The sequence below is a fragment of the Bacteriovorax sp. HI3 genome (assembly GCF_059738875.1).
Genome location: NZ_AP026946.1, coordinates 1,385,546 through 1,410,992, shown reverse-complemented (window position 1 = coordinate 1,410,992; position 25,447 = coordinate 1,385,546). Strand labels below are relative to the sequence as shown.

At 42.3% G+C, this 25,447-nt stretch carries 25 protein-coding genes; 7 read left to right on the top strand and 18 right to left on the bottom strand.

Annotated features, from left to right (window positions below; genetic code table 11):
* From AC6JA8_RS07100 to kdsB, 6 genes are read right to left on the bottom strand one after another with little or no spacing between them, the layout of a single operon-like run.
* Window positions 1–1,032 (bottom strand): NAD(P)H-dependent glycerol-3-phosphate dehydrogenase, encoded by a 1,032-nt coding sequence (locus AC6JA8_RS07100; protein ID WP_497976436.1) that lies wholly within the window; start codon window positions 1,030–1,032, stop codon window positions 1–3.
* Window positions 1,029–1,298, bottom strand: coding sequence for a DUF493 family protein (locus AC6JA8_RS07095; protein WP_102243140.1), 270 nt, complete (start codon window positions 1,296–1,298; stop codon window positions 1,029–1,031). The genes AC6JA8_RS07100 and AC6JA8_RS07095 overlap by 4 nt, the downstream gene beginning before the upstream one ends.
* Window positions 1,298–1,858, bottom strand: a complete 561-nt coding sequence (locus tag AC6JA8_RS07090) for a KdsC family phosphatase (protein ID WP_497976435.1) — start codon at window positions 1,856–1,858, stop codon at window positions 1,298–1,300. The genes AC6JA8_RS07095 and AC6JA8_RS07090 overlap by 1 nt, the downstream gene beginning before the upstream one ends.
* Window positions 1,858–2,658 carry a 3-deoxy-8-phosphooctulonate synthase gene (gene kdsA, locus AC6JA8_RS07085; RefSeq protein ID WP_102243138.1) on the bottom strand — a complete coding sequence of 267 codons (801 nt, stop codon included), beginning with the start codon at window positions 2,656–2,658 and terminating at the stop codon, window positions 1,858–1,860. The genes AC6JA8_RS07090 and kdsA overlap by 1 nt, the downstream gene beginning before the upstream one ends.
* Window positions 2,659–2,660: 2 nt before the next feature.
* Window positions 2,661–4,277 (bottom strand): CTP synthase, encoded by a 1,617-nt coding sequence (pyrG, locus tag AC6JA8_RS07080; RefSeq protein WP_497976434.1) that lies wholly within the window; start codon window positions 4,275–4,277, stop codon window positions 2,661–2,663.
* A complete protein-coding gene (kdsB, locus tag AC6JA8_RS07075; RefSeq protein WP_497976433.1) occupies window positions 4,264–5,037 on the bottom strand; it encodes a 3-deoxy-manno-octulosonate cytidylyltransferase in 774 nt (257 codons plus the stop codon). The genes pyrG and kdsB overlap by 14 nt, the downstream gene beginning before the upstream one ends.
* 59 nt (window positions 5,038–5,096) lie before the next feature.
* Between kdsB and AC6JA8_RS07070 the strand changes: the two genes are divergently transcribed.
* From AC6JA8_RS07070 to AC6JA8_RS07050, 5 genes are all read left to right on the top strand, one after another.
* On the top strand, window positions 5,097–5,447 hold the full coding sequence (locus AC6JA8_RS07070; RefSeq protein ID WP_102243136.1) for a hypothetical protein: 351 nt from the start codon (window positions 5,097–5,099) through the stop codon (window positions 5,445–5,447).
* Window positions 5,448–5,521: 74 nt separating this feature from the next.
* Window positions 5,522–7,270 carry a TolC family protein gene (locus tag AC6JA8_RS07065; protein WP_497976432.1) on the top strand — a complete coding sequence of 583 codons (1,749 nt, stop codon included), beginning with the start codon at window positions 5,522–5,524 and terminating at the stop codon, window positions 7,268–7,270.
* A 13-nt stretch (window positions 7,271–7,283) separates the two neighbouring features.
* On the top strand, window positions 7,284–7,931 hold the full coding sequence (locus AC6JA8_RS07060; protein WP_497976431.1) for a hypothetical protein: 648 nt from the start codon (window positions 7,284–7,286) through the stop codon (window positions 7,929–7,931).
* Window positions 7,932–7,946: 15 nt separating this feature from the next.
* A complete protein-coding gene (purB, locus tag AC6JA8_RS07055) occupies window positions 7,947–9,251 on the top strand; it encodes an adenylosuccinate lyase (RefSeq protein WP_497976430.1) in 1,305 nt (434 codons plus the stop codon).
* Window positions 9,251–9,826 (top strand): hypothetical protein, encoded by a 576-nt coding sequence (locus tag AC6JA8_RS07050; RefSeq protein ID WP_497976429.1) that lies wholly within the window; start codon window positions 9,251–9,253, stop codon window positions 9,824–9,826. Before purB ends, AC6JA8_RS07050 begins: the two co-directional genes overlap by 1 nt.
* On the opposite strand, the gene purM is transcribed toward AC6JA8_RS07050, so the two are convergent.
* From purM to purF, 8 genes are read right to left on the bottom strand one after another with little or no spacing between them, the layout of a single operon-like run.
* Window positions 9,823–10,824, bottom strand: a complete 1,002-nt coding sequence (purM, locus tag AC6JA8_RS07045) for a phosphoribosylformylglycinamidine cyclo-ligase (RefSeq protein WP_497976428.1) — start codon at window positions 10,822–10,824, stop codon at window positions 9,823–9,825. The two genes, AC6JA8_RS07050 and purM, sit on opposite strands and share 4 nt — an antisense overlap.
* Before the next feature lie 8 nt (window positions 10,825–10,832).
* A complete protein-coding gene (gene purH, locus AC6JA8_RS07040; RefSeq protein WP_497976427.1) occupies window positions 10,833–12,425 on the bottom strand; it encodes a bifunctional phosphoribosylaminoimidazolecarboxamide formyltransferase/IMP cyclohydrolase in 1,593 nt (530 codons plus the stop codon).
* An 11-nt stretch (window positions 12,426–12,436) separates the two neighbouring features.
* Window positions 12,437–13,207, bottom strand: a complete 771-nt coding sequence (locus AC6JA8_RS07035; RefSeq protein WP_497976426.1) for a phosphoribosylformylglycinamidine synthase subunit PurQ — start codon at window positions 13,205–13,207, stop codon at window positions 12,437–12,439.
* Window positions 13,204–16,293, bottom strand: coding sequence for a phosphoribosylformylglycinamidine synthase subunit PurL (locus AC6JA8_RS07030; RefSeq protein ID WP_497976425.1), 3,090 nt, complete (start codon window positions 16,291–16,293; stop codon window positions 13,204–13,206). The genes AC6JA8_RS07035 and AC6JA8_RS07030 overlap by 4 nt, the downstream gene beginning before the upstream one ends.
* Before the next feature lie 8 nt (window positions 16,294–16,301).
* The gene (gene purN, locus AC6JA8_RS07025; protein WP_497976424.1) at window positions 16,302–16,880 is read right to left on the bottom strand and encodes a phosphoribosylglycinamide formyltransferase; all 579 of its coding nucleotides are present in this window, start codon (window positions 16,878–16,880) and stop codon (window positions 16,302–16,304) included.
* Complete coding sequence (gene purD / locus AC6JA8_RS07020) at window positions 16,877–18,169, bottom strand: phosphoribosylamine--glycine ligase (protein WP_497976423.1); 1,293 nt, start codon at window positions 18,167–18,169, stop codon at window positions 16,877–16,879. The genes purN and purD overlap by 4 nt, the downstream gene beginning before the upstream one ends.
* On the bottom strand, window positions 18,166–19,314 hold the full coding sequence (locus tag AC6JA8_RS07015) for a phosphoribosylaminoimidazolesuccinocarboxamide synthase (RefSeq protein ID WP_497976422.1): 1,149 nt from the start codon (window positions 19,312–19,314) through the stop codon (window positions 18,166–18,168). Before AC6JA8_RS07015 ends, purD begins: the two co-directional genes overlap by 4 nt.
* A 3-nt stretch (window positions 19,315–19,317) precedes the next feature.
* Window positions 19,318–20,826: an amidophosphoribosyltransferase gene (gene purF, locus AC6JA8_RS07010; RefSeq protein WP_497976421.1), complete on the bottom strand. Its 1,509-nt coding sequence runs from the start codon at window positions 20,824–20,826 to the stop codon at window positions 19,318–19,320.
* A 128-nt stretch (window positions 20,827–20,954) separates the two neighbouring features.
* Between purF and AC6JA8_RS07005 the strand changes: the two genes are divergently transcribed.
* Both AC6JA8_RS07005 and purE read left to right on the top strand, forming a co-directional pair.
* The gene (locus tag AC6JA8_RS07005; protein WP_497976420.1) at window positions 20,955–22,100 is read left to right on the top strand and encodes a 5-(carboxyamino)imidazole ribonucleotide synthase; all 1,146 of its coding nucleotides are present in this window, start codon (window positions 20,955–20,957) and stop codon (window positions 22,098–22,100) included.
* Window positions 22,097–22,609, top strand: coding sequence for a 5-(carboxyamino)imidazole ribonucleotide mutase (purE, locus tag AC6JA8_RS07000; protein WP_497976419.1), 513 nt, complete (start codon window positions 22,097–22,099; stop codon window positions 22,607–22,609). Before AC6JA8_RS07005 ends, purE begins: the two co-directional genes overlap by 4 nt.
* Here purE and AC6JA8_RS06995 read toward each other — a convergent pair.
* Genes AC6JA8_RS06995 through AC6JA8_RS06980 form a run of 4 tightly spaced genes read right to left on the bottom strand, consistent with a single transcriptional unit; the run spans window position 22,606 to window position 25,417 of the window.
* Window positions 22,606–23,382 carry a thrombospondin type-1 domain-containing protein gene (locus AC6JA8_RS06995; protein ID WP_497976418.1) on the bottom strand — a complete coding sequence of 259 codons (777 nt, stop codon included), beginning with the start codon at window positions 23,380–23,382 and terminating at the stop codon, window positions 22,606–22,608. The genes purE and AC6JA8_RS06995 overlap by 4 nt on opposite strands.
* Window position 23,383: 1 nt before the next feature.
* Window positions 23,384–23,824: a disulfide isomerase DsbC N-terminal domain-containing protein gene (locus AC6JA8_RS06990; RefSeq protein WP_497976417.1), complete on the bottom strand. Its 441-nt coding sequence runs from the start codon at window positions 23,822–23,824 to the stop codon at window positions 23,384–23,386.
* A 10-nt stretch (window positions 23,825–23,834) separates the two neighbouring features.
* Window positions 23,835–24,731, bottom strand: coding sequence for a thrombospondin type-1 domain-containing protein (locus AC6JA8_RS06985; RefSeq protein WP_497976416.1), 897 nt, complete (start codon window positions 24,729–24,731; stop codon window positions 23,835–23,837).
* Window positions 24,701–25,417 (bottom strand): prepilin-type N-terminal cleavage/methylation domain-containing protein, encoded by a 717-nt coding sequence (locus AC6JA8_RS06980; RefSeq protein ID WP_497976415.1) that lies wholly within the window; start codon window positions 25,415–25,417, stop codon window positions 24,701–24,703. Before AC6JA8_RS06980 ends, AC6JA8_RS06985 begins: the two co-directional genes overlap by 31 nt.
* Window positions 25,418–25,447 lie beyond the last annotated feature (30 nt).

Here is a 25,447-nt window from a genome sequence, read left to right as displayed (position 1 = left end):
TTATGATTCAAACTTCGAAGGGCTTCTCATAAGCTTCGTGATAACTTCCCTTGGCTCAAGCCCGTCGTATAAAACGCCATAAACCCCATTAAAAATCTGAGCGCGGATATCAAAGCGCTCTGAAATAAAGTGGGCCGCTTTTGCTGTTTTATAACCTTCAACAACTGAGCGTTGTGACTTAATGATCTCTTCGGCCTTTCTTCCCTTAGCGAGCTCCAGACCAAATGTTTTGTTTCTTGAAAGATCCCCAGTTGTCGTGAGAATTAAATCCCCCATTCCTGAAAGACCATAAAATGTTTCCGGACGAGCGTTATAAACAGCTCCGAAACGAAGCATTTCTGCAATCCCGCGTGTGATCATCGCCGCTCTGGTGTTGTGGTTGTAACCCAGACCTTCAATAACCCCTCCGGCAATCGCCAGGATGTTTTTTAAGGCCCCACCTAATAAAACTCCTTTAACGTCATAGCTTGCTAAAACTTTAAAGGCACTGGTGTTAACCATCGAGGCCACATTTTCTAAAACTTGTTTTGATCTTCCGGCCAAAGTCACCAGTGTGATTTGATCCTGCATAATTTCGTGAGCAAAACTTGGCCCGGATAAAAAGCAGAATTGGTCTTTAAAGTGCGGGTACATATCAAAAAATAAATCGTCCGATAATTCCAGCGTGTCCGGGTCAATCCCTTTTGAAAGAGACATGAGAGGAATGCCTTTAATAAAATAACCTAAAAAGCGGTCATAGTTTTCTTTGAAGTACTCACTGATGCCGTTACTTGGAAGAGCAGAAACAATCAATTCTAATTTCCCGCCAATGGCATCGACTTCATCCCACGACAGAGCTGCATCGATATTGCTGGCAGTTTTTAGACCTGGAAGATAAATTGAATTTTCTCCGGCCTTAATTGCATCGTAAATATCTTTAGAGCGAACCTTTAAAATAACTTTCTCAAAATTCTGCGCCAAAACCTGAGCAATCGCTGTTCCGAAGGCCCCTGCCCCAATAACCAGTGCCACTTGTCTCTTCGTCGTACTCATAGAGAAATAACTCCTTTAATGGCCGCTGCACGTTCATAGACTTTAATAATGTCCTGACTCTGCTGCATCGTTGTCTTCCCGCTGACACTAATATAATTCCCGTTAGACGAAGCCTTCTGCTCAATTTCCATTCCCTGAAGAATGAAAAGAATCTGGTGAACTTCGCTGATAGGAACAATAAACTTAAAAAGATACTCGGTCGGAAACTTCACTGTCTCATCGAGAACGAGTTTTAATTTATGTAACCTGTCTTCTAATGGGTTCATTAAAACTCCAAAACCTTCACAGGAATTTTCTGAGCGTAACGAACGATATCAATCACCTCGCGGGCACAAGCATCCCCGGCCTGGCGATGAGTGATGTAATCCACAGCTTCCTGAATTTCATAACTGGCATTAGGCACTGTCGCCGTAAACCCCGCGCGCTTAATAATCGGCAGGTCAATAAACTCATCCCCCATAAAAAGGATTTCTTCGTCTTTATAACCAAGGGCCAGGATTTCTTTATAAGCTTCGCGCTTGTCTTCATTTCCAAAGTACGTGAATGACAACTTCAGGTTATCAATAAAGCGCTTTCTCACGCCTTTTGAATCTCCACCTGAAATCACTCCTACTTTCAGTCCTGCTTCCATCAGCATTTTTAAACCGTGTCCATCCAGGGCGTGAGTCGTGCGGTTAAAACCGACATCGTCTCCTTCCCACGAAATCTTTCCATCAGTCAAAATACCGTCGATATCAAAAAGACAAACTTTGATTTTTTTAAGTTTGTCTTCGAACTTTTTTGCTGTCACTAGAAGTGACTTTTTTTCATCTAAAGGCTGGGCCATTACACTACCTCATAAATTCTAAGTAACTGCTCAACGATTCCCTTGATCTGATCAAGTGGAAGAGATGTCGAAGCATCTGAGAGAGCTTTATCAGGATTCGGGTGGCACTCCATAAAAATCCCATCAGCACCTGCGGCCACTGCAGCTTTAGCTAAAACTAAGATCTGCTCGCGTTTCCCACCTGTCGCTGTTCCTAATCCTCCAGGTCTTTGCACACAGTGAGTGGCATCATGAATCGCTTTAACTCCAAAGCTCTTCATGATCTGGAAAGAGGCCATATCAACAACCAGGTTATTGTAACCAAAGCTCGATCCTCTTTCGGTTAAAAGGATTTGGTTTTTTGGTAAAAAAGTTGTGGCTTTATCAACGATGTTTTTTGTTTCTTCTGGTGAAAGGAATTGTCCTTTTTTTACTTTTAAGATGCGCCCGTATTTTGCACACGCCTCTGCTCCAGCAGCAATCATGTCTGTCTGGCGGCATAAGAAGGCCGGAACCTGAAGAACATCAACCACAGTCGCGAGCTTCATCGCCTGACTAGCTTCGTGGAAGTCTGTCAGCACTGGAAGGCCAAAAGTGTCTTTTACTTTTTTAAGGATTCTCATCCCTTCATCAATTCCCGGACCTCTGTATGAGTTGATTGATGTACGGTTGGCCTTATCAAAGCTTCCCTTGTAAGTAAGGGTGATTCTATCCTTGAATGGTTCAAGGTCTTTTACTAAACGCTCAGCGATTCCCAGAGCAAGCTCTTCGCTCTCTAGAACACATGAACCGATAAAAAGGTCTAATTTTGGTTTTGTCATAACTATCTCTCTCTGTTTTGATCTGATTTCTCAATAAACGCCTTAAAAAGCGGATGTGGAGAAAAAGGTTTCGACTTAAATTCCGGGTGGTACTGGCTGGCAATAAAGAACGGATGATCTTTAAGCTCGACCACTTCCACTAGGTTTAAATCGCGGTTAAAGCCTGAGACGACCAGGCCTGCACCGATAAGTTTATTCATATACATATTATTCACTTCCAGACGGTGACGGTGTCGCTCCTGGATTTTATCGCTGCCGTAAATTTTGTGGGCCAGTGAGTTTGGCTCAAGATGACACTCATAAGAGCCAAGTCTCATGCTTCCACCTTTTGAACCAGTGCTTGATTGACCTTCCATATAATGGATCAGGTGCTCTCCGCCGCTTTGGAATTCTTCAGATGTCGCATCTTTGATTCCTGCTACGTGACGGGCAAATTCAATAACTGATAATTGAAGGCCCAGACAAATCCCAAGGAATGGAATCTTTTTTGTTCTGGCGTATTCAATCGCTTTAATTTTCCCTTCTGTTCCACGGCTTCCAAATCCACCTGGAACTAAAATCCCCTGCACACCTTTGAAGATATCATCCAGGTTGGCGCCTTTTTCAAGTTGTTCGGAATCAATGTAGATAGGTTTGAACTTTAACTGATTGGCAATCGCACCATGGTTAAGAGCTTCATCTAAAGATTTATAAGACTCAACCAGGTCGGTGTATTTACCAACGATACCAATTTTGACTTCTCTAAGTGGATGAGTGAAGTTGTGAACAACTTTTTCCAGGTCGGCAATCTTTGGCTCCGGCGCCCAAATACCAAGAAGTTCACTGATTCTTTCATCCAGCCCCTGTTTGTGAAATTCAAGTGGAACTTTGTAAATTGAATCCATATCGATACTTTGGAAAACGTTTTTTCTAGGAACGTTACAGAAACGAGAAATCTTATCAAGCGTGTCTTCATCCACTTCTCTGTCTGAGCGACAAACAATGACCTGTGGAGAAAGCCCTTGAGACATTAGTTCTTTCACCGAGTGCTGAGCTGGCTTTGATTTCAACTCGCCTGCGGCCGCGATGTAAGGAAGAAGAACCAGGTGAATAAAAAGAACATTGGCCGCTCCCTCATCAAGAGCAAGTTGCCTGATTGATTCAATAAATGGAAGTGATTCGATATCACCAACTGTTCCACCAATCTCTCCGATTAAGATGTCACAGTTTTCACTGGCAGTGTGAATTCTTCTTTTGATTTCATCAGTGATATGCGGAACAACCTGAACCGTTTTTCCTAAGTAAGTTCCTGCTCTTTCGTTTTCGATAACTTTTAAATAAACCTGACCCGTCGTAAAGTTACTTTCACGCTTCAAAGTCAAAGACGTAAAGCGCTCATAGTGACCAAGGTCCAGGTCTGTTTCAGCACCGTCGTCAGTGACGAACACTTCTCCGTGCTGAGTTGGGCTCATCGTTCCCGGGTCGACGTTGATATAAGGGTCCATCTTCAACATGGAAACCTTAATTCCTCTTCGCTCCAAAAGACCTGCGATACTTGCGGCCGCAAGACCTTTTCCGAGTGAGCTTGCAACCCCACCAGTGATGAAAATGTACTTTTTGTGTTTCTTAATTTCTGCCACTTAATACCTCTTCTACTTTTTTTACGTCTGCCGGATGGTCGACTCCGACGATGACACTTCTAGTTTCCAGAGCACCGATTTTCATGCCCATTTCAAGGGCGCGAAGTTGCTCTAGTTTTTCAAGATCCTCCAGTCTCGAGACTGGAGCTTTTGAAAAGGCGCTGAGTGCGCTTGGTTTGTATGAATACACACCGATATGTAGAAACCAATAATCGTTATTAGCGTCTACTCCCGCATCTCTTTTAAAAGGAATCGGTGAGCGGGAAAAATAAAAAGCATCGCCAGTCGTTTCACTCATGGCCACTTTCACTTTATTCGGATCTCTAAAAACATCATCAAAGCCCATTTGCTTTTTTACCAGTGTCGCAATCTCTACCGGTTTATTTAAATGAAACTCCGCCAGGCGAACCAAATCACTTCCTTCCAGAAGTGGCTCATCTCCCTGCACGTTAATAACGAGGTCATAAGACTTTTCTTTAAAATGCCTGCTGTAAGCAAGCTCAATACGAAGTGTTCCCGAAATCACGTCATCATCAACTCGGACGACATTCTGGGAAAAACTCTTGATGTGGTTTTCTACCTGGTCATCATCTGTGACGACGTAAGCATCAAACGAAATGTTGGCCGAAGAGGCTTTTTGGCAGTTTTCAAGAACTCTTGAAATCATGCTTTTGCCTGCAATCATCGCCAGTGGTTTTCCTGGAAAGCGAGTTGAAGCAAAACGGGCGGGAATTAAAATGAGGACACTTTTTTTACTCACTTTAAAGGTCTCCAAAATAAGATATAATAAGCTTAATATTATAGAGGAGACGCCTCGGTATGGCCCAAAGATTTTCATTACTTTTTCTGAGTCTTTTTGTCGGATATTCTTTGAATCTTCGAGCCGAGGATTATAAGCGCACCGTCATTACTGACCCGAGCATCAGCCGCCGCTGCGACCTCTTGACTGAGACCAGAAAAGAGAAAATTGCCAATAAACAACGCATCCTGGCCATGATCGAGAGAAATAAACACCTCCAGGAGATCACTCCAGAGAACAAAGTCACATTAAAAAAGAAACTCGAAGTGAATCTTGGTCACTTAGAACACGAACTCACTCTTACTCTCACCCAAATTCAGTACCAGGAAGAGAATATCGTCCGCAAAGGTTGTCCCGGCGTAACGCTATAAAAAACTTTTCAATGCATACCGCGCACTCTATCCTATTCTAAATATTTACTAATTAGTTTAGAGAGACTGCGCCGATGACTAAAAATCTCTTATTGTATCTCATTGCGATAAGCCTTATCGCCCCAAAAATCACTCATGCACAAGACGATGACACTATTGAAACGCTGGAAAGCGGCTCAGAGTCATCAACAATTGGCGCTCCGGAAGGAGAAATGAGTGACGGGCCACAATCTCTTCCTGCTGGAGAGAGCGCAACTGCTCCCACTCCACAGACAGAGGCCATTCCTTCACAAAATGTCGATGCGATGACTGATGAAGTGGAAAAACTTGAGCCTGTTAACGCTCCTGAAAAGACTTCTCCCCTGCAAAAAAAGACCGGAGTCGTTTCTGAGGAAGAACTTTTAAAACCAAAAAATAAACCTGCACCAAAAGTGCGCGCCCAAAAACAAACTGAAACAGAAATTTACGTGCAGGAAGCAGACAAATATAAACTTAACGACGTTTATAAAAACCTGCAGCTCAATGATGTGATCGAACAAGGTCTAAGAAAAAACTACGACCAAAATATCCGCGGTCAACAGCAAGAACTTAACGAGATTGCTTTCTCTGGGACAAAAAGTGCTTTCTGGCTTCCGGAATTAAAAATCTCGCTGACAACTGACGATCAAAAAATCGCCACTCTTAGATCTAGCGAGCGCACTCCGACAAATCCTCACTCGACTTCTCCAAGTGGAACTTTAGGTCTTTCTCTAGGAGATTACACTGTTTTTAACTGGGGTAAAGATTACGCAATTTATCTTAACAAAAAAGGGATTTACGAGAGAAATACGCAAATCTACAACGAATCAAAAAGAGAATTGAAGCTTGATTTGATCAACAGCTACTTCACTTTATTGTCGTCAAAAAACATTGAAAAAATCCGCCAGGATCAACTTCGCCAATCTTCTTTCGTTTACCGTTTAAGTAAAGAAAAAATTACAATTGGAAAAACATCAAAACAAGATTATTACCAGGCAAGAAGTGAATACTTAAAAGCACAAAATGAATACCACGATGCTAAGATCACTTCTGATCAGACCGATGAAAGCGTCGCTTTTCAGATCGCTGACCCGATCGGGACAAAATACGTTATCAACGAAACACTGGATTACAGAAGATTAAAAATCACGCTGGATGAAGCACTAAAAATCTCAGAAAAGAATAACCCGACTCTATTAACAAATAAAATGCTAATGGAGAATGCGGAAAGAGAATACGATGTGGCCTTAAAAGAAAACATGCCACTGCCAAAATTCTCGGTCAACCTGGGCGCTTACAACAAGAGATTTGGCCCTTCGACCAACACGACTCGCTATGAAACTTATGGTGGAAGCGGAAATGTGGAGTTGGTTGCTTCTATCAATACAACATGGGCCATTACAGGCTCAGATGGATTCTTAAACTCAAACAAACTGGCCACAGCACGTATTGGAAAAGAAATTTCCATGAAAGAGTTTGAAAAGAATACACATTACACTCAGTCTTTTATCAGACAGACTTACAAAACAATTCTTTCACTACAAAATCAAATCGTGATCCTGGAAGCTCGCCTTCCAAGTCTACAAAAAACATTTGATACCATCTTAGACAATTACCTTAACGGCAGAACGAAATTCTACGACTTCTCACTCTCTCTTGAAGACTTAAGCAATACAAAAGTTTTCTATGAACAAGTTAAGCTTCAGCACCTACAGCAGAAACTGACACTTGCCCGTTTAATGGGTGTAGAGGATTTCCCTGGGGAGAACTTCGAACTTCTAGCAACAAGAGTAAAAGGTAAATAAGATGAAACATGCAATGAAACAAACAATCGCAGCCTCTTTGTTATTCGTCTCGGCCAGCGCTTTTGCGGCCAATGGCGAGCTGGTATTGAATACTGAAACGACTTTTAACCCTTCTCACACGAACCGCTTCTCTTTCATGCTCGGAGTAAACCCAAGCCTGACAAAGGCCGCGGACATGAGCAGTTTTAACTTCTCGTACGGAAAAAAACTGGAAAACTTCTGGGCCGACGCCAATGTCATGATGACCAAAGGGCTTTTTAGTAAGTTCTCGGCCAACAATGCAACAGCAACTGGGGCCACTGATGATCAGCTTGCTGAGCAAGAAAACACTCTAACGACCATTGGTCTAGGGATTGGGCGCGAAACTCGCTACGCACAAACCCTGCTTCCTTTCGACGACATCTATGAACTTATGGCCGCTAACCTGACTTATAATATCTATAAAGAAGATTTCTCTGGGAAATCTTTTAGTGGTCCGGGAGTAATGGCAAAGTTTTCTGTTTATAAGCGCTTCAACGATTATTTTAGTGCCGGTGCTCATTTCAATTACAACCTTGCTGTGGTAAAAAGATCACAAGAAAATGATACGGAAACCAGCTCTCAGCGCTCACTAACTTTAGGGTTTTTGACAATGGGTGTGGATTTAAGTTTTTACCTCTAAAACCTAAGGTGGATTATGATTCCTCGTTATGAAGCAAAGGCCATCACCCCAATCTGGAGTGATGAAAACAAGTTTAAAACTTTCCTTCAAATCGAGCTGGAACTCTTAAGTGCGCTGGAAGAAAAAAAGATGATCCCATCCGGGATTTCAAAAACGATCCGCGACACCGCTAAAATCAACACGGCAAGAATCGATGAAATCGAGCTGACCACCAGACACGATGTCATCGCCTTCTGCACTTCCATTACCGAGCAACTCCCAACTGAAATTGGAAAATACTTCCATTACGGTGTGACTTCTTCAGATGTTATCGACAGTGCTTTAACTCTTCAGATTAAGGCCTCTCTTGAAGTCGTGATGAAATCTTACGACAGCTTCATGGAAGCGCTAAAGCTGCGCGCCCTAGAAACAAAAATGCTTATGACCTTAGGCCGCTCACACGGAATGTATGCAGAGCCAATGAGCTTTGGTCAAAAACTTTTAGGTCACTACGCTGAATTTAAAAGAAGAAGAGAAGATTTAGAACATTTCTATAAAAATGAACTCACGATCCAGCTTTCAGGGGCCGTAGGAAACTACACCATCCTGACTCCGGATATCGAAGAAAGTGTCGCTAAAAAATTGGGTGTAAAAGTTGAAGATGTTTCAACTCAGATCATCCCGCGCGACCGCCTGGCAAAATTAATCTCGATCACGTCACTCGTGGCCAATGCTATCGAGAGACTGGCCGTAGAAATCCGTCACCTTCACCACTCTGATGTCAAAGAAGTGGCCGAAGGATTTAGACCAGGACAAAAAGGCTCAAGTACAATGCCACATAAGAAGAACCCAATTGCCAGCGAAAACCTGACTGGTCTTTCGCGCTTTTTGCGTTCTCACTTAACTCTTGCCCTGGAAAACTCAATCCTATGGCACGAAAGAGACATCTCGCACTCAAGTGCAGAAAGACTTTATCTGCCAGACCACTTTGGGATTTTAACGTACGCTCTTGATCGTTTCACGACGACGCTCAACCTTTTAGATATCGATGAGAAAGTAGTCGAAGGAAAAGTTTTAAACCACACGCACTACCTTTCAAGCTTCTATCTGCACTTTTTGATTAAAAACTGTGAGTCGTTAACCAGAGAAGATTTATACGCTGTTGTTCAGGCCGCTTCTTTTGATGCCGAAGCCAAAACAAATCCTCAGCGCTTCCGCGACTTGATTCAAAATGAATTAAAAACAAGAAAAGAGACTGTGACTCTTCCAGAAGTAAACGCTGACGGACTTCGCAACATCTACTTAAAATCTGTCGATCAGATTTTTAACCGAGTGTTGTAATGGAAAAACTGGAATACAACAATTCGCTCTTTTCACCTAAGGGAAAGCTGAATCGTTTATTCTATGCTCTTCATAACGCTTTTTGGTTTTTAATCGGTTTTCGCTATATTTATTACCCGGGAATCCTGGTCGCGGTTCAAAGCAGCCCGCAGTTTCCGCAGTTGATTCATATTCTTTCATCGAATCCTCAAACGAAAACATTGGTTCCTTTTCTTTCATCAAATGTCGGCCAGTCGACTTTAGACATCGTCTTAAAGTTTGTTTTTATTCTGATTTTACGATTAGTAGATATTAAAAGAATCAGAGACATTGTGAATCGCAACCTGACGAAAGTTGAAAGTGCCCTCGCCATTATCATTCTTTCTCTGCCTTATATAGATTTCCTTTCAACCATTGTTTTAGTGCTTCTGCCTCCTAATAAATATGCAAAAAATGCGATTCATGAAGAGATTAAGAAAAAAGATTTGGGTGAAGCTCGTCGAGAGCACAACCTTCAGGACCTAAAACGCCTTTTTGAATCTGGAAGAATTTCCAGAGCGGAGTATGAGGCCGCTCTGAAAAAATTTAAATCTTAAGAATTATGCCCTGTGGTTGAGCCTTTTGGATTGAAATGGTACTCACCTTTTCCTTTAGTGATATGCCCTAAAAAGAAAGCTCTCTCCCCTAATTTTTCCAGCTCCGCAATGACCGTATCCGGTGCATCCGTCGCAATCACCATTCCTACACCCATATTAAATGTCTTATGAAGCTCTTTTGTGCTCAGACCTGAGAGATCGCACACTTCTTTCATAAAAAGGGGAAGCTCTGGAGCTTCAGTGACATGGTAATCAAAATTTTCATTCATGCGTGGGATATTAAGAAATCCAGACCCAGTAATATTGGCGATTCCTTTTACATGGGTAAAGTGAGTTTTAAGCAGAGACATTATCGTCTTTACATAAATTTTTGTCGGAGTTAAACATGCACGTTTTAAATCCGGGTTGCAGTTATTTTTCTCCAGGATTTTTCTCACCAGAGAAAATCCATTTGAATGAAAACCTGAGCTAGCAATCCCGATGAGTGTGTCTCCATTTTGAATGCGTGATCCATCAACCATAGAAGATTTCATCACTTCTCCTACTGAAAATCCTGCCAGATCGTAATCCCCTTCCTGATACATTCCCGGCATCTCTGCGGTCTCTCCACCGATAAGGGCCATTTGAGACTGAAGGCACCCATCGACGATTCCCTTAATCACTGCTTCTGAAACTTTCAAATCAAGTTTACTTGAAGCAAAGTAATCCAGAAAAAACATAGGTCGTGCACCTGAACAAATCAAGTCGTTCACACACATGGCGACTAAGTCGATTCCAATCGTATCGTGGACTCCAAGGTCTACGGCCAGTTTTATTTTTGTTCCAACTCCATCTGTTGATGAGGCAAGAAATCTTTCTTCATCCATTGCATAGAGAGCGCAAAAGCCTCCAATGCCACTAACGACTTGTTGGTTGTAAGTCGATTTAACCATTTTAGAGATGCGCTCTACAAAGAGGTCACCTTTTTCAATATCTACGCCGCTGTCTTTATAGTTCATGTAAACTCCTAGTGTCTAAAGTGCCTTTTACCAGTTGTCATCATCGCAATCCCAAACTTGTCACAAGCTGCGATCACTTCATCATCTCTCATACTTCCACCCGGCTGAATGATTGATGTGATCCCCACGTCATGGCAAACTTCTACCGAGTCCGCAAATGGGAAGAAAGCATCTGAAACCAGAAGCATCTTATCCATTGATAACCCTTTTTGTTCTGCTCTTACTTTTGCCAGTAAACGAAGAGAGTCTAAACGGTTAGGTTGCCCCATTCCTGTTCCTGCTAAAGTGAAATGTCCTTCAGTCGTTTTACAAACCAAAGCGATCCCATTGCTCTTTAAGTGCTTACAAGCAAGGATTCCAAAATCCACTAACTCTAAAGTTTCAAATGGCATTTCTTTTTTTGTAACTAATTTTAGCTCTTCAGATTTTCCGTAAGCTTCATCTTCATTTTGCATTAACAGTCCACCAGAGATACTTTTTACAATAAACTCTGATTCTTCTTTTGGTCTAATCGGCGTCTTTAACAGGCGCACGTTCTTTTTCTTCGAGAAGGCCTTGAGAGCATTCTCAGAAAATCCTGGAGCAATAACCACTTCGATAAATCTCTCAGTTAAAAACTTTGCACACTCTGAATCGACTTCACTCGACATAGCGATGATCCCACCAAAACTCGAGACTCCATCACCATTCCAGGCCTCCATTAAAGAAGCGACCGGAGTTGGGGCCACTGAAAGGCCACAAGGGTTAGCGTGTTTAATAACTGCAGTGACTGGTGCCCCTTTTGAAATATGGGCCACATCACTCATCACCCTCCAGGCAGCATCAGCATCCACCCAGTTATTGTATGAGAGCTCTTTTCCTTGAAGAACTTCAGCGTCCAGAAGGCTTACGCCTCCTTTCGTATTTTTTAACTTAAAGACATTGGCCCATTGATGAGGGTTTTCTCCATAACGAAGGGACTCTTTTGGTTCAATGGCCAGCCAGTTTTTATCTTGTACTTTTTCTTCGGCAAAACGGCTCGTCAGCTCTTCTGCGATCATCAGATCGTATTTAGCAATACGCTCAAATGTCTTTACTGCAAGAGATCTTCTTTCAGCAAATGATGTCGTCCCATCAAAGCGAGTTAAAAAATTATCGTAGTCTGAGACATCTGAAAGCACCGCGACTGATTCATAATTTTTAGCACTCGCCCTTAACATTAAAGGGCCTCCGATATCGATATTTTCAATCAGTACATCTTCTGAAGCATTTGTGCCGGCATATTTTTCAAAGGGATAAAGATTACAAACAACTAAATCAATTGGCTCAATGTTAAGTTCGCGGGCCTCAACCTGATCCGTTTCATGGTGACGACGAAAAAGAAGACCGCTTGTCACGGCAAAAGAAATCGATTTCATTCTTCCGCCAAAAGCTTCAGGGTTTCCTGTGACTTTTTCAATGGATGTCACTGGAAGGTTTAAGTCTTCAATAAACTTTTTCGTTCCACCCGTTGAAATGATTTCCACCTGGTGTTTATGAAGTGTTTCTACCAATGTCTTTAGATTCGTTTTATCCGTTACGCTGATCAGGGCCCTTTTAATCTTCACACTTGTTTCAATCATTGTTTTTTCCCTTATAAATTGGCTTCACAGTATTTAAGTCCACTTTCAAAGATAAAAAGCCCAAGCCCCTTATCTTCACCTTTGTCTGCTCCTCCGGGATTGTGCCATAAACTAATGGCCGCTTCCGGGTGAGGCATAAGACCAAAGATAAGTCCGCTTGGGTCACACACACCTGCTATTTCAGCAAAGGATCCATTGACGTCACTTCTGTAATTAAGAGCAATCTGCCCGTTTGAGCTAAGTGCCTTATAAGTTGCTCTCTGCTCTTCTTCGTCACCTTTAAACACAATGCGACCTTCTCCGTGGCGGATCGGAAGCGAAATTTTTTCTCCACGAAGCTCACTCGTCCACACGCACTCTGAAACTGGAACATCTAAATCCACCCAACGGTTGATAAAATGCCCCTGACGATTGTGAGTTAACGTCATTGTTCTTTTCGAAAAAGGTTTTGGCAGAAGACCCAGTCTCACTAGCGCTTGAAATCCGTTACAAATTCCAATCACTAACTTTTTTTCTTCAACAAATTTTTTGAGTTCTTCGCCTAGTGCATACTTAAGTTTTAAAGCTAAAATCTGCCCAGAGCCAATTTCATCTCCAAATGAGAATCCACCAGGGAGCGCCAGGATTTGGGCCTCTTTTAATTTGCTTTTATTTTCAATCAAGTCAGAGATGTGAATGATTTCGGCCTGAGCACCGAGCTCCGTAAAGGCCAGGGCCGTTTCCACTTCACAGTTAATCCCATCTCCCGTCAGGATCAGCGCTTTAATCTGTTCTCTTTTCATGATAGCTTCCCCTCTACTTCAATCTTGTAATGACTCATGCATTCATCATTGTGCACTTCAAGCAGTCTTTCTCCCTGAAGATCGATCTTAAGAATCCCTGTTTCATTGGTTTCTCCCAATCTTGAGAAAATATGCCCTGAAAGGTTTTCTTCAAATTCTTTTTGGTCTTTTTTATCTACCGTCACGATAAAGCGGCCACATCCTTCGTTGAAGAAAAAGGCCATCAAGTCTTTTTTCTCAATCCCTTTTAAATCAATGTGGGCCCCAAATTTTGTCCCCATCAACACTTCGGCCAGAGCGACTAACATCCCCCCATCAGAAATATCGTGGGAGCTTAACACCAGCCCCTCTCTCATTGATTTATGAAGTGAGCGGTACAGATCCAATTGTTTCTTTCCGTTGATATGAGGCAGTGGGTATTCCACAGTGTAGTCTTCATAAAGCTCTTTTAATTCAAAAGCACTTTGATAATCTGTAAGTTTACTTCCCACCAAGTAAACCAAGGCCTCTGCCTTCTTCGCTTCTGATGTTGTCACCGCTTTTAAGGTCGGCACTCTTCCCATCGCTGTGACTAAAACAGTTGGAGGGACACTGATTTTAACTTTCTCACCATTATCCATCGCTCCGATGAAGTCATTTTTCATGCTGTCTTTACCACTTACAAACGGCATTCCGTAGGCCAGAGATAAATCGTAAAGTGCTTGTGAAGCACGAACAAGGTGAGCAAGCTTTAACTTCGCGTCGGGGTTTCTTTCTGATTCAATCGGATCAGGCCAGCAGTAATTATCAACCAAGACCATTTCATCCGGATTCGCCCCTGTTGAAACAGCATTTCTAACCGCTTCATCTAAAGCAAATTCGGCCATCAGGTAAGAGTCGTATGCTGAAATTTTAGGACACAGTCCACATGAAATCGCCAGAGCATTGTCTGCTCCACCGCCGTGAGGCTTCATCCAAATCACTCCGGCATCACTTGGTGCCGAATAACCTTTTTCAGTTGAACCTGTATAAGGTTTTACAATCGTTGCCGCTTTGACTTCGTGGTCGTAACGGCGAACCAGATGCTCCTGGCTTCTGATATTTGGACTTTTAAAAAGTGAAAGAAGGATCTCTTTATAATCATCTTTTGGAAGAGTTGGTTTTTTAATCTCTTTTTTTATCCAGTGAGTGCTTTTTGCTCCCAGGTCAAAATGCGCTTTTAATTCCATCGGAGGAAGTGACTCATGGACAAAGTGCAAAGAAAGATTCGCCACCGTTTTGCCTTCGTAATTGACTTTCAAAAATCCTGTCTCTGTAAACTCACCGATGACCGACGCTTCAACACTTCTTTTTTCAGCTAATTCTAAAAAAGCTTTTTCCTGATCGCGAGGAACTGAAAAAGTCATGCGCTCTTGTGATTCACTGACCATTAATTCATAAGGAGAAAGACCGGGGTATTTAACCAGTGCCTTTTCCAGATAAACCACGGCCCCATTCGTTGCCTGGGCCATTTCCCCTACACTTGAAGAAAGCCCTCCGGCACCGTTATCTGTAACGCTGTTAAAAAGTCCTTTAATTCTTGCTTCAATGAGAAAATCAGAAAGTCTCTTTTGCGTAATCGGGTCTCCAATCTGCACAACTGAAGCAGGAACTCCGTCCACTAGTTCCATCGAACTAAAAGTCGCTCCGTGAATCCCGTCTTTTCCAATGCGACCTCCGGCCATCACAATAAGATCGCCGGGTCTTTGTCCTTTAAGGCTTGTGGATTTATTGTTTTCCATTTGAGGCATGACTCCGATGGTTCCACAAAAAACCAGAGGCTTTCCTACGAAGTCGCGGTCAAAAACAAAAGCTCCATTGACAGTAGGAATACCACTTTTATTTCCTCCATCCTGAACTCCTAAATGAACCCCTTCCTTGATACGGTCCGGATTTTTTAAAAGAAGTGGAAGCTTAATTTCGTTTTCGCGGAAATACTTATTTTCTGCCAGACAAAAGACGTTAGTATTGGCAATTGGTTTTGCTCCTACTCCAACACCCAGGATGTCGCGGTTAACACCTAAGATCCCTGTCAATGCTCCACCGTATGGGTCAAGAGCACTTGGTGAGTTATGAGTCTCAACCTTAATACACACATCCATTTTGTCATCAAAACGGACAACTCCAGCATTGTCGTGGAAGATCGACACTAACCATGGAAGTTTTCTTTCATTCTTAATTTTTTCCGTTGCTCCACGGATATAAGACTTAAAAATTCCTTTGATCTTTAAGTTCCCAAGTGGCTTTACACCTTTTGGAAGATTATCTTCACTGTAAGTAATCTCAGAAGAAAAAATCTTATGCTTGCAGTGTTCACTCCAAGTCTGAGCGATGATTTCCATTTCGACATCAGTTGGGTTTCTCTTTTGTGCCTGAAAATGCGCTTTGATATGCTTCATTTCAAAAAGCGAAAGCGCCCAGCAGTTTTCCTGATTTAATTTTAAAAGCTCTGCCTCACTCACGTTAAGGTCAATCTCTTTTGATTCCTGAGCAGAAATGTGAACGTTCGGGAAATCAATATTTTTTAAGCGCTCATTGTAAACTAAATCATTGGTCATCGTGACAGTGACTTTATGAAGAAGGAAGTTGGCCATTTTTTCATAAGTAAGCTCAGTGAGTTTTTTGGCAGAAAGGTCCTCCCCCTCTACAAAGAACATCACCCCACTTGAAACTTTCATAGGCATTTTCTTCAACTCAGGAAGAAGCTTTAAAGCTTCAAGGGCCGCATGGGCCGAGTTATCAGTCACTCCTGGGCGAAACCCCACATCAATCAAGCAAGGATTAGAAAAACCGCGCTCTTTAAGCCATGAGTGATAAAGCTCCTGGTTTTTTGATTCTGAAGAAAAAAGGACTTCAGTCACACTGTCGCAGAAAACTTCAGCAGCGAGGGCCTCCATGTTTTCAATTTTTTCTTTAGTCTCAACCAGAAAGTAGCGCACTTCCCAGATGTGATTAAATGTGGTCTGCATATAAGTTTGAAACCAGCTCTTTAAAGCAGTCTCACCCGTTGTCACTTTTTTTAAGTTAAAAAGATCAGGGTAAATTTCAAAACGATAAACGTGACTCATAAAAATCCCTATAGTGATTGAGTTAAAAGTTTTTCTAATATTTCTGGATAAAAAGTATTTTCAATTAAAAGCCCACGGACCTTAAATTCTTCCAGGGTCTCTCCTGGAATGAGAGGAAACGTTTTCTGGGCAATGATCTCCCCTGTATCTATTCCTTCATCTACATAATGAATGGTGCACCCACTCTCTTTAACTCCTGCACGGAAAGCTTCACCGTAACCGTCTTTCCCTGGAAAAAGAGGCAGGAGTGAAGGATGAATATTAATCACCCTCACTCCAGACTCCCTAAAGACGTGAAGAAACTTAGGAGTTAAAAGCTTCATGTAGCCGGCAAGCACGATCCAATCAGGATTAAAGTCTGCCAAACGGACAATCAGCTTTTGGTCATAATCTTCTCTTGATTCTAGTTTTTTCTTCCTTACATAAAAGCCCGGAACATTGTGATTAAAAGCGCGCTCTAAAACGCGGGCCTCTCTTCTGTCACTTAAAACGCACACCACTTCGGCAAGTCCTGAAGCTTTGGCCCATTTCATAATGGCCTCTGCATTTGATCCTGAACCTGAAGCGAGGATGGCGATTTTTTTCATAATAAACATTTCCCGATGTCAGTTCGGTATTGGGCCCCGTCAAAGTGGATTTGCTCAACATAATCATAGGCCTGAGCACGGGCATAAGTATAAGTTTCGGCCAGACTGGTTACACCAAGCACTCGTCCACCTTTTGTTTTGAGCTCTCCTTTCTCTTTTGAAACTCCGGCATAAAAAAGAAAGTCGTAAGGAGAAAGATTAAATGACTTTGAAAAATGAATCACATCTCCACAACGAATCGAAACTCCTTCTGTTCCCGGGTATCCGTGAGCGGCCATGACGACATGGATGGCCTTCATTTTTTTTCTTTCAATCATTTTATTTTGTGGAAGTTCACCTTTGGCCGAGGCCAAAAGCCATGGAGTCAGGTCTTCATTTAAAAGCGGAAGAAGCACTTGAGTTTCAGGATCGCCAAAACGAGCGTTGAACTCTAAGACTTTAAAGCCATTTTTTGTTTTCATCAGTCCTGCAAAAAGAATCCCTGAAAAGGCCACACCTTCTTTTTTCATCCCATCCATCATGGGAGCAAAAACATTGCGATTAATCCACTCTTGCTCTTCTTCTGAAACAATCGTCGCCGGAGAAAAAACTCCCATTCCCCCAGTATTGGGGCCCTGATCATTGTCTCTTAAACGTTTATGATCTGAAGCTGTCCCAAGAAAAGTAAAGTGCTCGCCATCGCATAAAGCAAAGGCCGACACTTCCATTCCTTCTAAGCACTCTTCGATAATAATGTGATTGGTGTTTTCACCTAAAAGCTTTTCCTTCATGAGCGAAAGAACAGCGATTCTCGCTTCATTCTTGCTGTGGCAAACGACAACGCCTTTTCCTGCGGCAAGGCCATCACACTTCACCACCATTTTTGAAAGTGGTCCCTCTTCGACAAAACGAAGGGCCTCTTCAACATCAAAAAATTCCTGGTATGAAGCTGTCGGCACGTTGTATTTCTGCATAATCTTTTTAGCAAAAGACTTTGACGACTCAACCATCGCCGCTTTTTTAGTTGGTCCCACAATCAGCAGTCCTTTTTCGCGAAAGAGATCGACCACTCCAGACTCCAGAGAAGCTTCAGGACCTACCATGGTCAAATCGATCTTTTCACGAAGGGCAAGACGTAAAAGCCCCTCGGTATCTGTCACACTGATATTTTCTATCTTTAATTCAGGAAGAGTTTCCTTCATCCCTGCATTTCCCGGAGTGACCATCACTGATGTGACCAGTGACGACTCCATAAAGTGGGCACACAACGCATGCTCGCGGCCACCACTTCCTATAACCAGAACTTTCACATATACCTCATACTGTATTGGCTTAAATTAAACTCTTCGCCAAAGACCGCAACTCCATTAATGCGTTTTGAAACTTCATTCGCATAGGATTTATAAACGGCCTCTGCTTTCATTTTTGTATACTCATCCAGAGGAAGAGGTACTGATTGATATTTTTCCTGGCATAGCGACTTAAAGTCTCCGCCGTAAACAGCAGTGTCTCTCTTGGCAGCTTCCAGGCAGTCATACCAGGAACTCTTCTTGTAAAACTCTCTTAAAAATTCCTTAGAGAAGCTCTTTCCCTTATAAAGCAAGCGAAGTTCATCAATGCCAATAGAATCCACCAGCATAAATGACCTCTTGCCATGGATATCCTGAATAAAGGCCACTTCAATTTTTCCATCTAAAAGAGTGAGCCCCATATCTGCATGAAACTTAAAAAGATTAAGAGCTATAAGCGCCGTCATTTCACGAAGCTCATTAAACTCAGCTTCGTTCATATGAGAAATCGTCATCGCTTCCTTATAATCGATATAGCGGTCACCTCTTTCTAGCTTTGTTGAAAAATCAATCACTGGTTTTTTAAGCAGTCCCATTTGAGGAACTTCACTAAAACCATAAGTCTCCCACTTCGCTAAATCACTTCCCAATCTCTTTGAAAGAGAGTTTCCAGGAGGAAGACCTAGACGAAAAATCACTTCCAGTGGAACCAGAGCATTCACAGGCCTTGTTTCATAAACGCTGTAGTCATATTTTTCTTCCACCATCGGTGGGCGAAGAACTGAAATATTTTTAACTTTTAAATAAGGAGAATTAAGTTCAATTTCACGCTCTTCTAAAAGGGCGTGGTGAAAAAGACCAAAAGTCTTAAGCTTTTTATAAAGATAAGAATGAGACAGTGTCTCTAAGTAATCATTGTCGAAGTTATTGGTTAAGCTCTGTGATTGAAAAAGATTTTCCCAACTCGCAGGGTTTCCGAGATGCTTAAAGAAACTCTTTCCCATCACAGCGAGAGTTTTTCCTTTTTCATCAAGAGCATCGGGCATCTCTCCCCAATCAAAAACAGAAAAACGATCAGAGAATTCAAAGAGTAAATCTTGTGCAGACACTTCCCCCCTGACATTTTTCACCGATCCACGGTACAGTACAGGCGGCAGTTGTGTCATAAATTACTCCCTATGTAGACTTCTCATGTCCTGGAACTTCTGTGCGCTAGCTATATCAACAGGGTAACAACCATTGATACAGGCCATGCACAGGCTTTCTTTTCCAATACTTTTTTTAGTTGCTTCAGTTGATAGATAAATGAGTTTAGTTGCGCCAAGATACGCTTCTACTTCTTCAGTAGTCTTATCACTGGCCACTAACTCTTTTGGATCCGGGAAATCCACGCCGTAATAACATGGATACCTAATAGGCGGGCACGTTGTCGCGAAATACACTTCTTTTGCACCGGCCTCTTTGACCATTTCAATAATTCTCTTTGACGTTGTCCCACGGACAATACTGTCATCGAGTAATAAAATATTTTTTCCCCTAATCTCGCTGGCGATAGCCGTGAGTTTTAATTGAACGGCACGTTTTCTACTTTCCTGCGTATTAAGGATAAAACTTCTTTGGATATAGCGGTTTTTAATTAAAACTTCGCGGTAAGGAATCTTTAGTGTTTCACTTAAACTAATGGCGGCCACACGGCTTGTTTCAGGAATCGGAACCACGATATCAGGAGAAATCTCCCCGCTTGCAATCAACTCTTTAATTTCTTCGCCCAGGTTTTTTCCAAACTCTAAACGAGCTGAATATACACTGCGCTCTTCTAAAACACTTTCAGGGTTAGCAAAATAAACCCATTCAAACATACAAGACTTAGGCGCAATCCCTTTAGTCTTTGAATAATCCACTGAAGAGAAAATTTCTCCACTTTGGTCGATAAAAATAATCTCACCCGGGGCCAGGTCGCGGATAACATCATAACCTAAAAAGTTAAGTGCATTAGACTCTGAACTAAAACAGTAGCTCTTTCCAAAATGCCCTGGGTGCAGTGCCTTTTCTTCTTCAGAGAGTTTTCTTTCCCCTAAAATAAGAGGTCTTAATCCATGAGGGTCTCTAAAAGCAAAAAAGCCTTTGTCGGCCAAAAGACCAACAGAAGAGAATCCACCTTTAGCTGTATCAAATAATGTTTTTACGGCTTCCTGGAATTGATCGAAATGATTGGCCACATTTTTTTCACGAAGCCCATCGGAAAGAATATTGAGCATGACTTCAAGGTCATTATTAGTGAAGAGATGTCTTCTCTTTTCAACTTGAACATATTTTTTTAATTCGAAGTAATTAACGATGTTCCCATTGTGAACCATTCCAATCCCGTGCGGGTAATTGATGGTCATGGGTTGGATGTCTCTTTTTGAATCAATAGGAGACTTATTATTTTCTTTTGGACCAACAGTGGCATAGCGGGTGTGAGCGATACTCATAGTGCCTTCAAATCCCGCCAAGATTGAAGGCACGAAGACATCACTAATAAGACCCAGGTCTTTATATTGGTGGAAACTTTTTGTATTGAAGTCGAAACTTAGAATTCCGGCGGCGTCTTGTCCTCGGTGCTGCAGCAGGAGCAGACCTTGATAAGCTTCTTGGACTGAATAGGGAGTTCCGAAAACTCCTACAATTCCACACATCGCAATTCTCACCGATTAATTAGTAAAACTTATGGATGACATTAAGAAGACTAATTATTATTATCAGGTATGGCCACCAAAATCTTTGATGTTCATTAAATTTTTTTTCGGGCATGATTTTTTTAACTATGAATAAGATAACTTCAAACACAGTTCTCGGAATCTTAGGAAGCGGCCAATTGGCCCGAATGACATGCCTCGCCGCAAGCACTCTTGGCATCCAAACCCATGTTTATTGTACAGAAAAAGATGTCTCACCTGCTGAACATGTCGCGACAAAAACATTTAAAGGAAGCTTTCACGACTTAGAGACCATTCTACATTTTTGTCAGTCGTGTGATGTCGTTACATTAGAAAATGAATTTATTGATCAACACATTTTAGAAAGTATCGACCATAAATTCCCGGGAAAACTTTTTCCTAATTCAAAAACATTTAAAAAGATCGGCGATAAAATCAGCGAAAAAGAAAGTTTCGCCAATGCTGGAATCAGAGTTGTTCCGTTTAAAAAAGTTTCATCTCCTGAAGATGTCGCTCGTTTTGCTGAAGTCTACCACTACCCTCTTGTGCTCAAAAGCTCTAAGGGCGGATACGATGGTTATGGCAATGCCACTATCAAATCGGCAAGTGAGCTGGAAGAAAAATTTAAACTCCTAAAAGGTGACTTATTAGTCGAGGCTTTTATTCCTTACGAAAAAGAACTCGCCGTTATGGTAGCGAGGAATCTTAGCGGTGAAATCATCACTTACCCTATCGCTCACACCATTCAGGAAAATCATATCTGTCATTTTGTCAGTGTCCCGGCCGATATTTCTGCAGATATAGAAGAGCAAATTAAAAATGCAGCAAAACTCGCGATGACAACAATCGATGCTGTCGGTATTTTTGCATTCGAATTTTTCCTGACAAAAGATGGGACTCTCTATTTAAATGAATCGGCCCCGCGCCCACATAACAGCGGTCATTATTCACTAGAGGGATGTATCACCTCGCAGTTTCACAATCATGTCAGAAGTGTGCTCAATCTTCCTTTGGGTGAAGCTCACTTGAGATCCCCTGCCGTTTTAATGCTTAATCTTTTAGGAACACAAGAACAAGTGGCGGAACTCAACCCCCTTAAGGATTTTCTCAATACTAAAGACGGTCATCTTCATCTCTACGGGAAACGTTTCTCTAAAAAAGGACGCAAGATGGGCCACTTCACTCTTTTAGGCGAAGACTCAGAAGAGATGATGGAAACACTTAAAAAATTAAAATCGGGATATACACTATGAAAAAATCTAAAAATCAAAAACCACTTGTGGCCGTCATTATGGGAAGCCAGTCAGACTGGCCGACAATGAAAGAAGCTTGTGACGTTTTAGATGCTTTTAAAATCCCCTATGAAAAACAAATTCTTTCGGCCCATAGAACACCAGATGAGATGAGAGCTTTCGCGATCTCTGCCCGAACTAATGGATTAAAAATTATTATCGCCGGTGCTGGTGGAGCAGCTCACCTTCCGGGAATGACGGCGGCCTACACAACTTTGCCGGTCATTGGTGTTCCAGTAGTTTCTAAAACTCTTCAAGGAATTGATAGCCTTTATTCAATCGTGCAAATGCCTAAAGGGATTCCTGTGGCCACTGTAGCGATTGGGAATGCCAGCAATGCAGGATTACTTGCCGTGCAAATGCTTTCAATCAATGATGAAGACCTTGCCGGGAAAATTGAAACTTTCAGGCAAAGACAAAGTCAGGATGTTAAAGAATCCAATAAACTTCTGAAAAAATCAAAAGGCTAAAAACATCCTACATAGGTATCTGTGTAAGGCATTACATCTGACCTATAGCCAGTGCAACTATTGTAATAGGGATAAACAAACTCTCCATCGCAATACTTAAATGTGCACGCAAAAAATGAACTCGCTTCTGTGCGACAGTTTCTCTCTGTTCGATAAGGCGCCATCGCTGTGTCCGTGCAACAACTTTGTGTGTTGCAAGCCTGGGTGGTCACTGGAGTTGAACAAACCGCAGGCCCTGTCGGTGTGCAGTTTTGAGTGGTGGCCCCAATAGTCCCACAAAGTGCGGGGTTATTAGGAGTGCAGGCCTGAAGAGCTAACGGCTTAGGCCCACTCGCACATAATGAATCATCAACCACTACACCATCAACCCGGCATTGGACTGTTCTACTTTGAGTTCCACTGAGAGCATTAAAAGTGCATTGAGCATTTCTAGTTTGAGTTCCTGAGTTTGCACTAAAGAGACATGCCGCTGTCCTGTTTTGAGTTCCTCCTGCACATGATGCTGAACAGGCCCCCCATGGTGAATATGTTAAGTAAGAAGTCCCACCTGTGCACACTGACCAGGGAGCATAGGTCCACTGCCCTGAACCACCGACACAGGCACTCCATTCACTCACTTCCCATGCGGGGCAAACCAAGGCCTCTATGGCCTGCCTGATTTCTTGGATATGAATTTTTTTGATGGGAGTGACTTTCGGGATAATCGGATCATCTGTCCAGGCATACACACTCAGAGATAAGATACAAATCGCGACTCCCAGGATATTTTTCATTTCACTGCTCTCTTCTCAGGTAATCACGGTATAACAGCAAGGTCTTTAATTGCTTCTCCACATTTTCCAGCGCTGTCTGTTTATCCGGAAGACTTTGAGGGTTGATCATTAAAGTCTGAGTCATCGAATTTTTTTTCTCATTGGAAGAAGTCGGTTTTTTAGCAACGCTGTCGATGACATCTCCAAAAAAATAATAGCGTCCATCTGAAGAGGTATAAAATGAACGTCCATTTTTGATATCCACTCTAAAGATTCTTCCTAATTTTTCTTCTCTACTTAAAGCTTCTACCTGTATTCCCATTTTTGTAAGTTTTTCAAGCAGGCTTCTTTCCTCGGCCACTATTTGTTTTTTATATTTTACCGCTGGAGTATTGTATGACTTCATAATGTACACAGTTTGTATGATAACCAGAGCCGACAATAGAGTTATGGCCTTTTTCATTTCTCCTCCTTTAAGGGTCCTGACAACTATAAGAACAAGAAGCTGATTGACAGCTCCACGAATCACAGACTCCTGATGAATTGTAGCTGTTACAATTTCCACAACCTGATCCACATGGACAACCAAAACAATAAGACGAAGAACACATACAAAAAGAAGTACAGCAGCTATGAGTGTTACAGGATTGTTGAGTCACCGGAACTCCTGAACAAGTAGCAATTCCTGTCGGCGTGCAGGCCTGTGATGTCGGAGTGGCCACTCCACAAAGTGCCGTATTTGTCGGCGTACAAAATTGTGAGCTCGCGGGCCTTGAAGTACTGCATTTGGAATCCGGAAGGACAACTCCTCCTTTCACACATCTTACAGTCCGGGTTTGGTTTCCAGAATTTGGTGTCAGGACACAAGTGGCAGTCTTACTCTGAGTTCCGGAATTAGTATTGAATGAACATGTCGATGTCCTGGTCTGCGTGCCTCCACCGCAATTGCGGGAACAGGCCGACCAGCCACTGTATTTATAAGAAGCCACGCCACCAGTACACGTGCCCCAACTTCCATATGACCAGGCACCTGTTCCGTCTGTACATGCCCCCCATACACCAGTTTCCCAAAATGACTGTAGCCGGTCTATTCTCGCTCTGAGCTCTTGGATATGAATCGCTTTGACAGGCATGTCTTTTATCAACACATCATCAGTAAATAGTGATGTCGGCACTAAAAAGCAGGCTTCTCTTATTTTAAGTTGAGTCCGCATTTCTAAAATATGATTTGCCTTAACCGGAAGCTTGCTGGCCATGGTCGGATCAAGCCACTCATGGGGAGGAAGTGCCCATACACAACAAAGAGAAAAAAGAAGATTGAGTAAGATAAAAATCTTCACTACTGATAAGTCGGAACATTTGGCACGCACACGACTTCTCCTGCATTGTTAATCCCCTTTAAAATCTCCCCCTCTCCACAGATAAGTGTTTTGCAAATAGCTCCCGAATCCGAAATCCCTTGTAAAACCTGCCCGGCCCCACAAGTAGGTAAAAGGCAAGCTGTCCCATTCCACGTTCCACCTAAAGAAGTGCACGACTGGCTGGTGGCCGAACTAATGATCGCCTCAGCATCACTATAACAACTCACAATACTTCCGGAAGAATCAGTGATGACGGCCATGGAGATATAAGCGGCCTTAGTGGCCTGAGTGACAATTTTTTTCATCTTCTCGAAATGAATGATCAACTCAACAGATTTCGCTCCGTTATTTAAAGTGATGTTATTATCTTTAGTCAGCATCTGAAGAATCTTAAGAGAATTGTTTCCGTAAGAAGAGCCCGTTTGAAAAAGAACTTGATTGGTCGGCCCCTTAATTTGAGTAACAGCATCTCCAATATGCTTATCTTTCATCGTGTTCTGGCAAGCGAGTTTATCAGCAAGCAAGGTGACGATCTGTCGTCGAAGCTCCAGCTCTTCCATTTTCGTTTCAGATGTCGCCTGCCCTTTGGCCATCATCTTAATAGAAGACGAAACACCTAAGGAAAGGACACTTAAGAGTCCCATGGCAATAAGGATTTCTGCGAGGGAGAAGCCGCTGTGATTTGATATCTTCATAAAATTTATCCAAGTGTCTATAGATAATTT

Excerpts from the sequence above, each read along its gene's own strand:
- purN (WP_497976424.1), bottom strand. The coding sequence starts at position 16,880 with ATGAAAAAAATCGCCATCCTCGCTTCAGGTTCAGGATCAAATGCAGAG.
- AC6JA8_RS07005 (WP_497976420.1), top strand. The coding sequence starts at position 20,955 with ATGAATAAGATAACTTCAAACACAGTTCTCGGAATCTTAGGAAGCGGC.
- AC6JA8_RS07095 (WP_102243140.1), bottom strand. The coding sequence starts at position 1,298 with ATGAACCCATTAGAAGACAGGTTACATAAATTAAAACTCGTTCTCGAT.
- kdsA (WP_102243138.1), bottom strand. The coding sequence starts at position 2,658 with ATGACAAAACCAAAATTAGACCTTTTTATCGGTTCATGTGTTCTAGAG.
- purE (WP_497976419.1), top strand. The coding sequence starts at position 22,097 with ATGAAAAAATCTAAAAATCAAAAACCACTTGTGGCCGTCATTATGGGA.
- AC6JA8_RS07060 (WP_497976431.1), top strand. The coding sequence starts at position 7,284 with ATGAAACAAACAATCGCAGCCTCTTTGTTATTCGTCTCGGCCAGCGCT.
- AC6JA8_RS07015 (WP_497976422.1), bottom strand. The coding sequence starts at position 19,314 with ATGACACAACTGCCGCCTGTACTGTACCGTGGATCGGTGAAAAATGTC.
- AC6JA8_RS07065 (WP_497976432.1), top strand. The coding sequence starts at position 5,522 with ATGACTAAAAATCTCTTATTGTATCTCATTGCGATAAGCCTTATCGCC.
- purM (WP_497976428.1), bottom strand. The coding sequence starts at position 10,824 with ATGAACTATAAAGACAGCGGCGTAGATATTGAAAAAGGTGACCTCTTT.
- AC6JA8_RS07090 (WP_497976435.1), bottom strand. The coding sequence starts at position 1,858 with ATGGCCCAGCCTTTAGATGAAAAAAAGTCACTTCTAGTGACAGCAAAA.
- AC6JA8_RS07035 (WP_497976426.1), bottom strand. The coding sequence starts at position 13,207 with ATGAAAAGAGAACAGATTAAAGCGCTGATCCTGACGGGAGATGGGATT.
- AC6JA8_RS06995 (WP_497976418.1), bottom strand. The coding sequence starts at position 23,382 with ATGAAAAATATCCTGGGAGTCGCGATTTGTATCTTATCTCTGAGTGTG.
- AC6JA8_RS07070 (WP_102243136.1), top strand. The coding sequence starts at position 5,097 with ATGGCCCAAAGATTTTCATTACTTTTTCTGAGTCTTTTTGTCGGATAT.
- AC6JA8_RS07100 (WP_497976436.1), bottom strand. The coding sequence starts at position 1,032 with ATGAGTACGACGAAGAGACAAGTGGCACTGGTTATTGGGGCAGGGGCC.
- AC6JA8_RS06980 (WP_497976415.1), bottom strand. The coding sequence starts at position 25,417 with ATGAAGATATCAAATCACAGCGGCTTCTCCCTCGCAGAAATCCTTATT.
- purH (WP_497976427.1), bottom strand. The coding sequence starts at position 12,425 with ATGATTGAAACAAGTGTGAAGATTAAAAGGGCCCTGATCAGCGTAACG.
- purB (WP_497976430.1), top strand. The coding sequence starts at position 7,947 with ATGATTCCTCGTTATGAAGCAAAGGCCATCACCCCAATCTGGAGTGAT.
- AC6JA8_RS06990 (WP_497976417.1), bottom strand. The coding sequence starts at position 23,824 with ATGAAAAAGGCCATAACTCTATTGTCGGCTCTGGTTATCATACAAACT.
- AC6JA8_RS07050 (WP_497976429.1), top strand. The coding sequence starts at position 9,251 with ATGGAAAAACTGGAATACAACAATTCGCTCTTTTCACCTAAGGGAAAG.
- AC6JA8_RS07030 (WP_497976425.1), bottom strand. The coding sequence starts at position 16,293 with ATGAGTCACGTTTATCGTTTTGAAATTTACCCTGATCTTTTTAACTTA.
- purF (WP_497976421.1), bottom strand. The coding sequence starts at position 20,826 with ATGTGTGGAATTGTAGGAGTTTTCGGAACTCCCTATTCAGTCCAAGAA.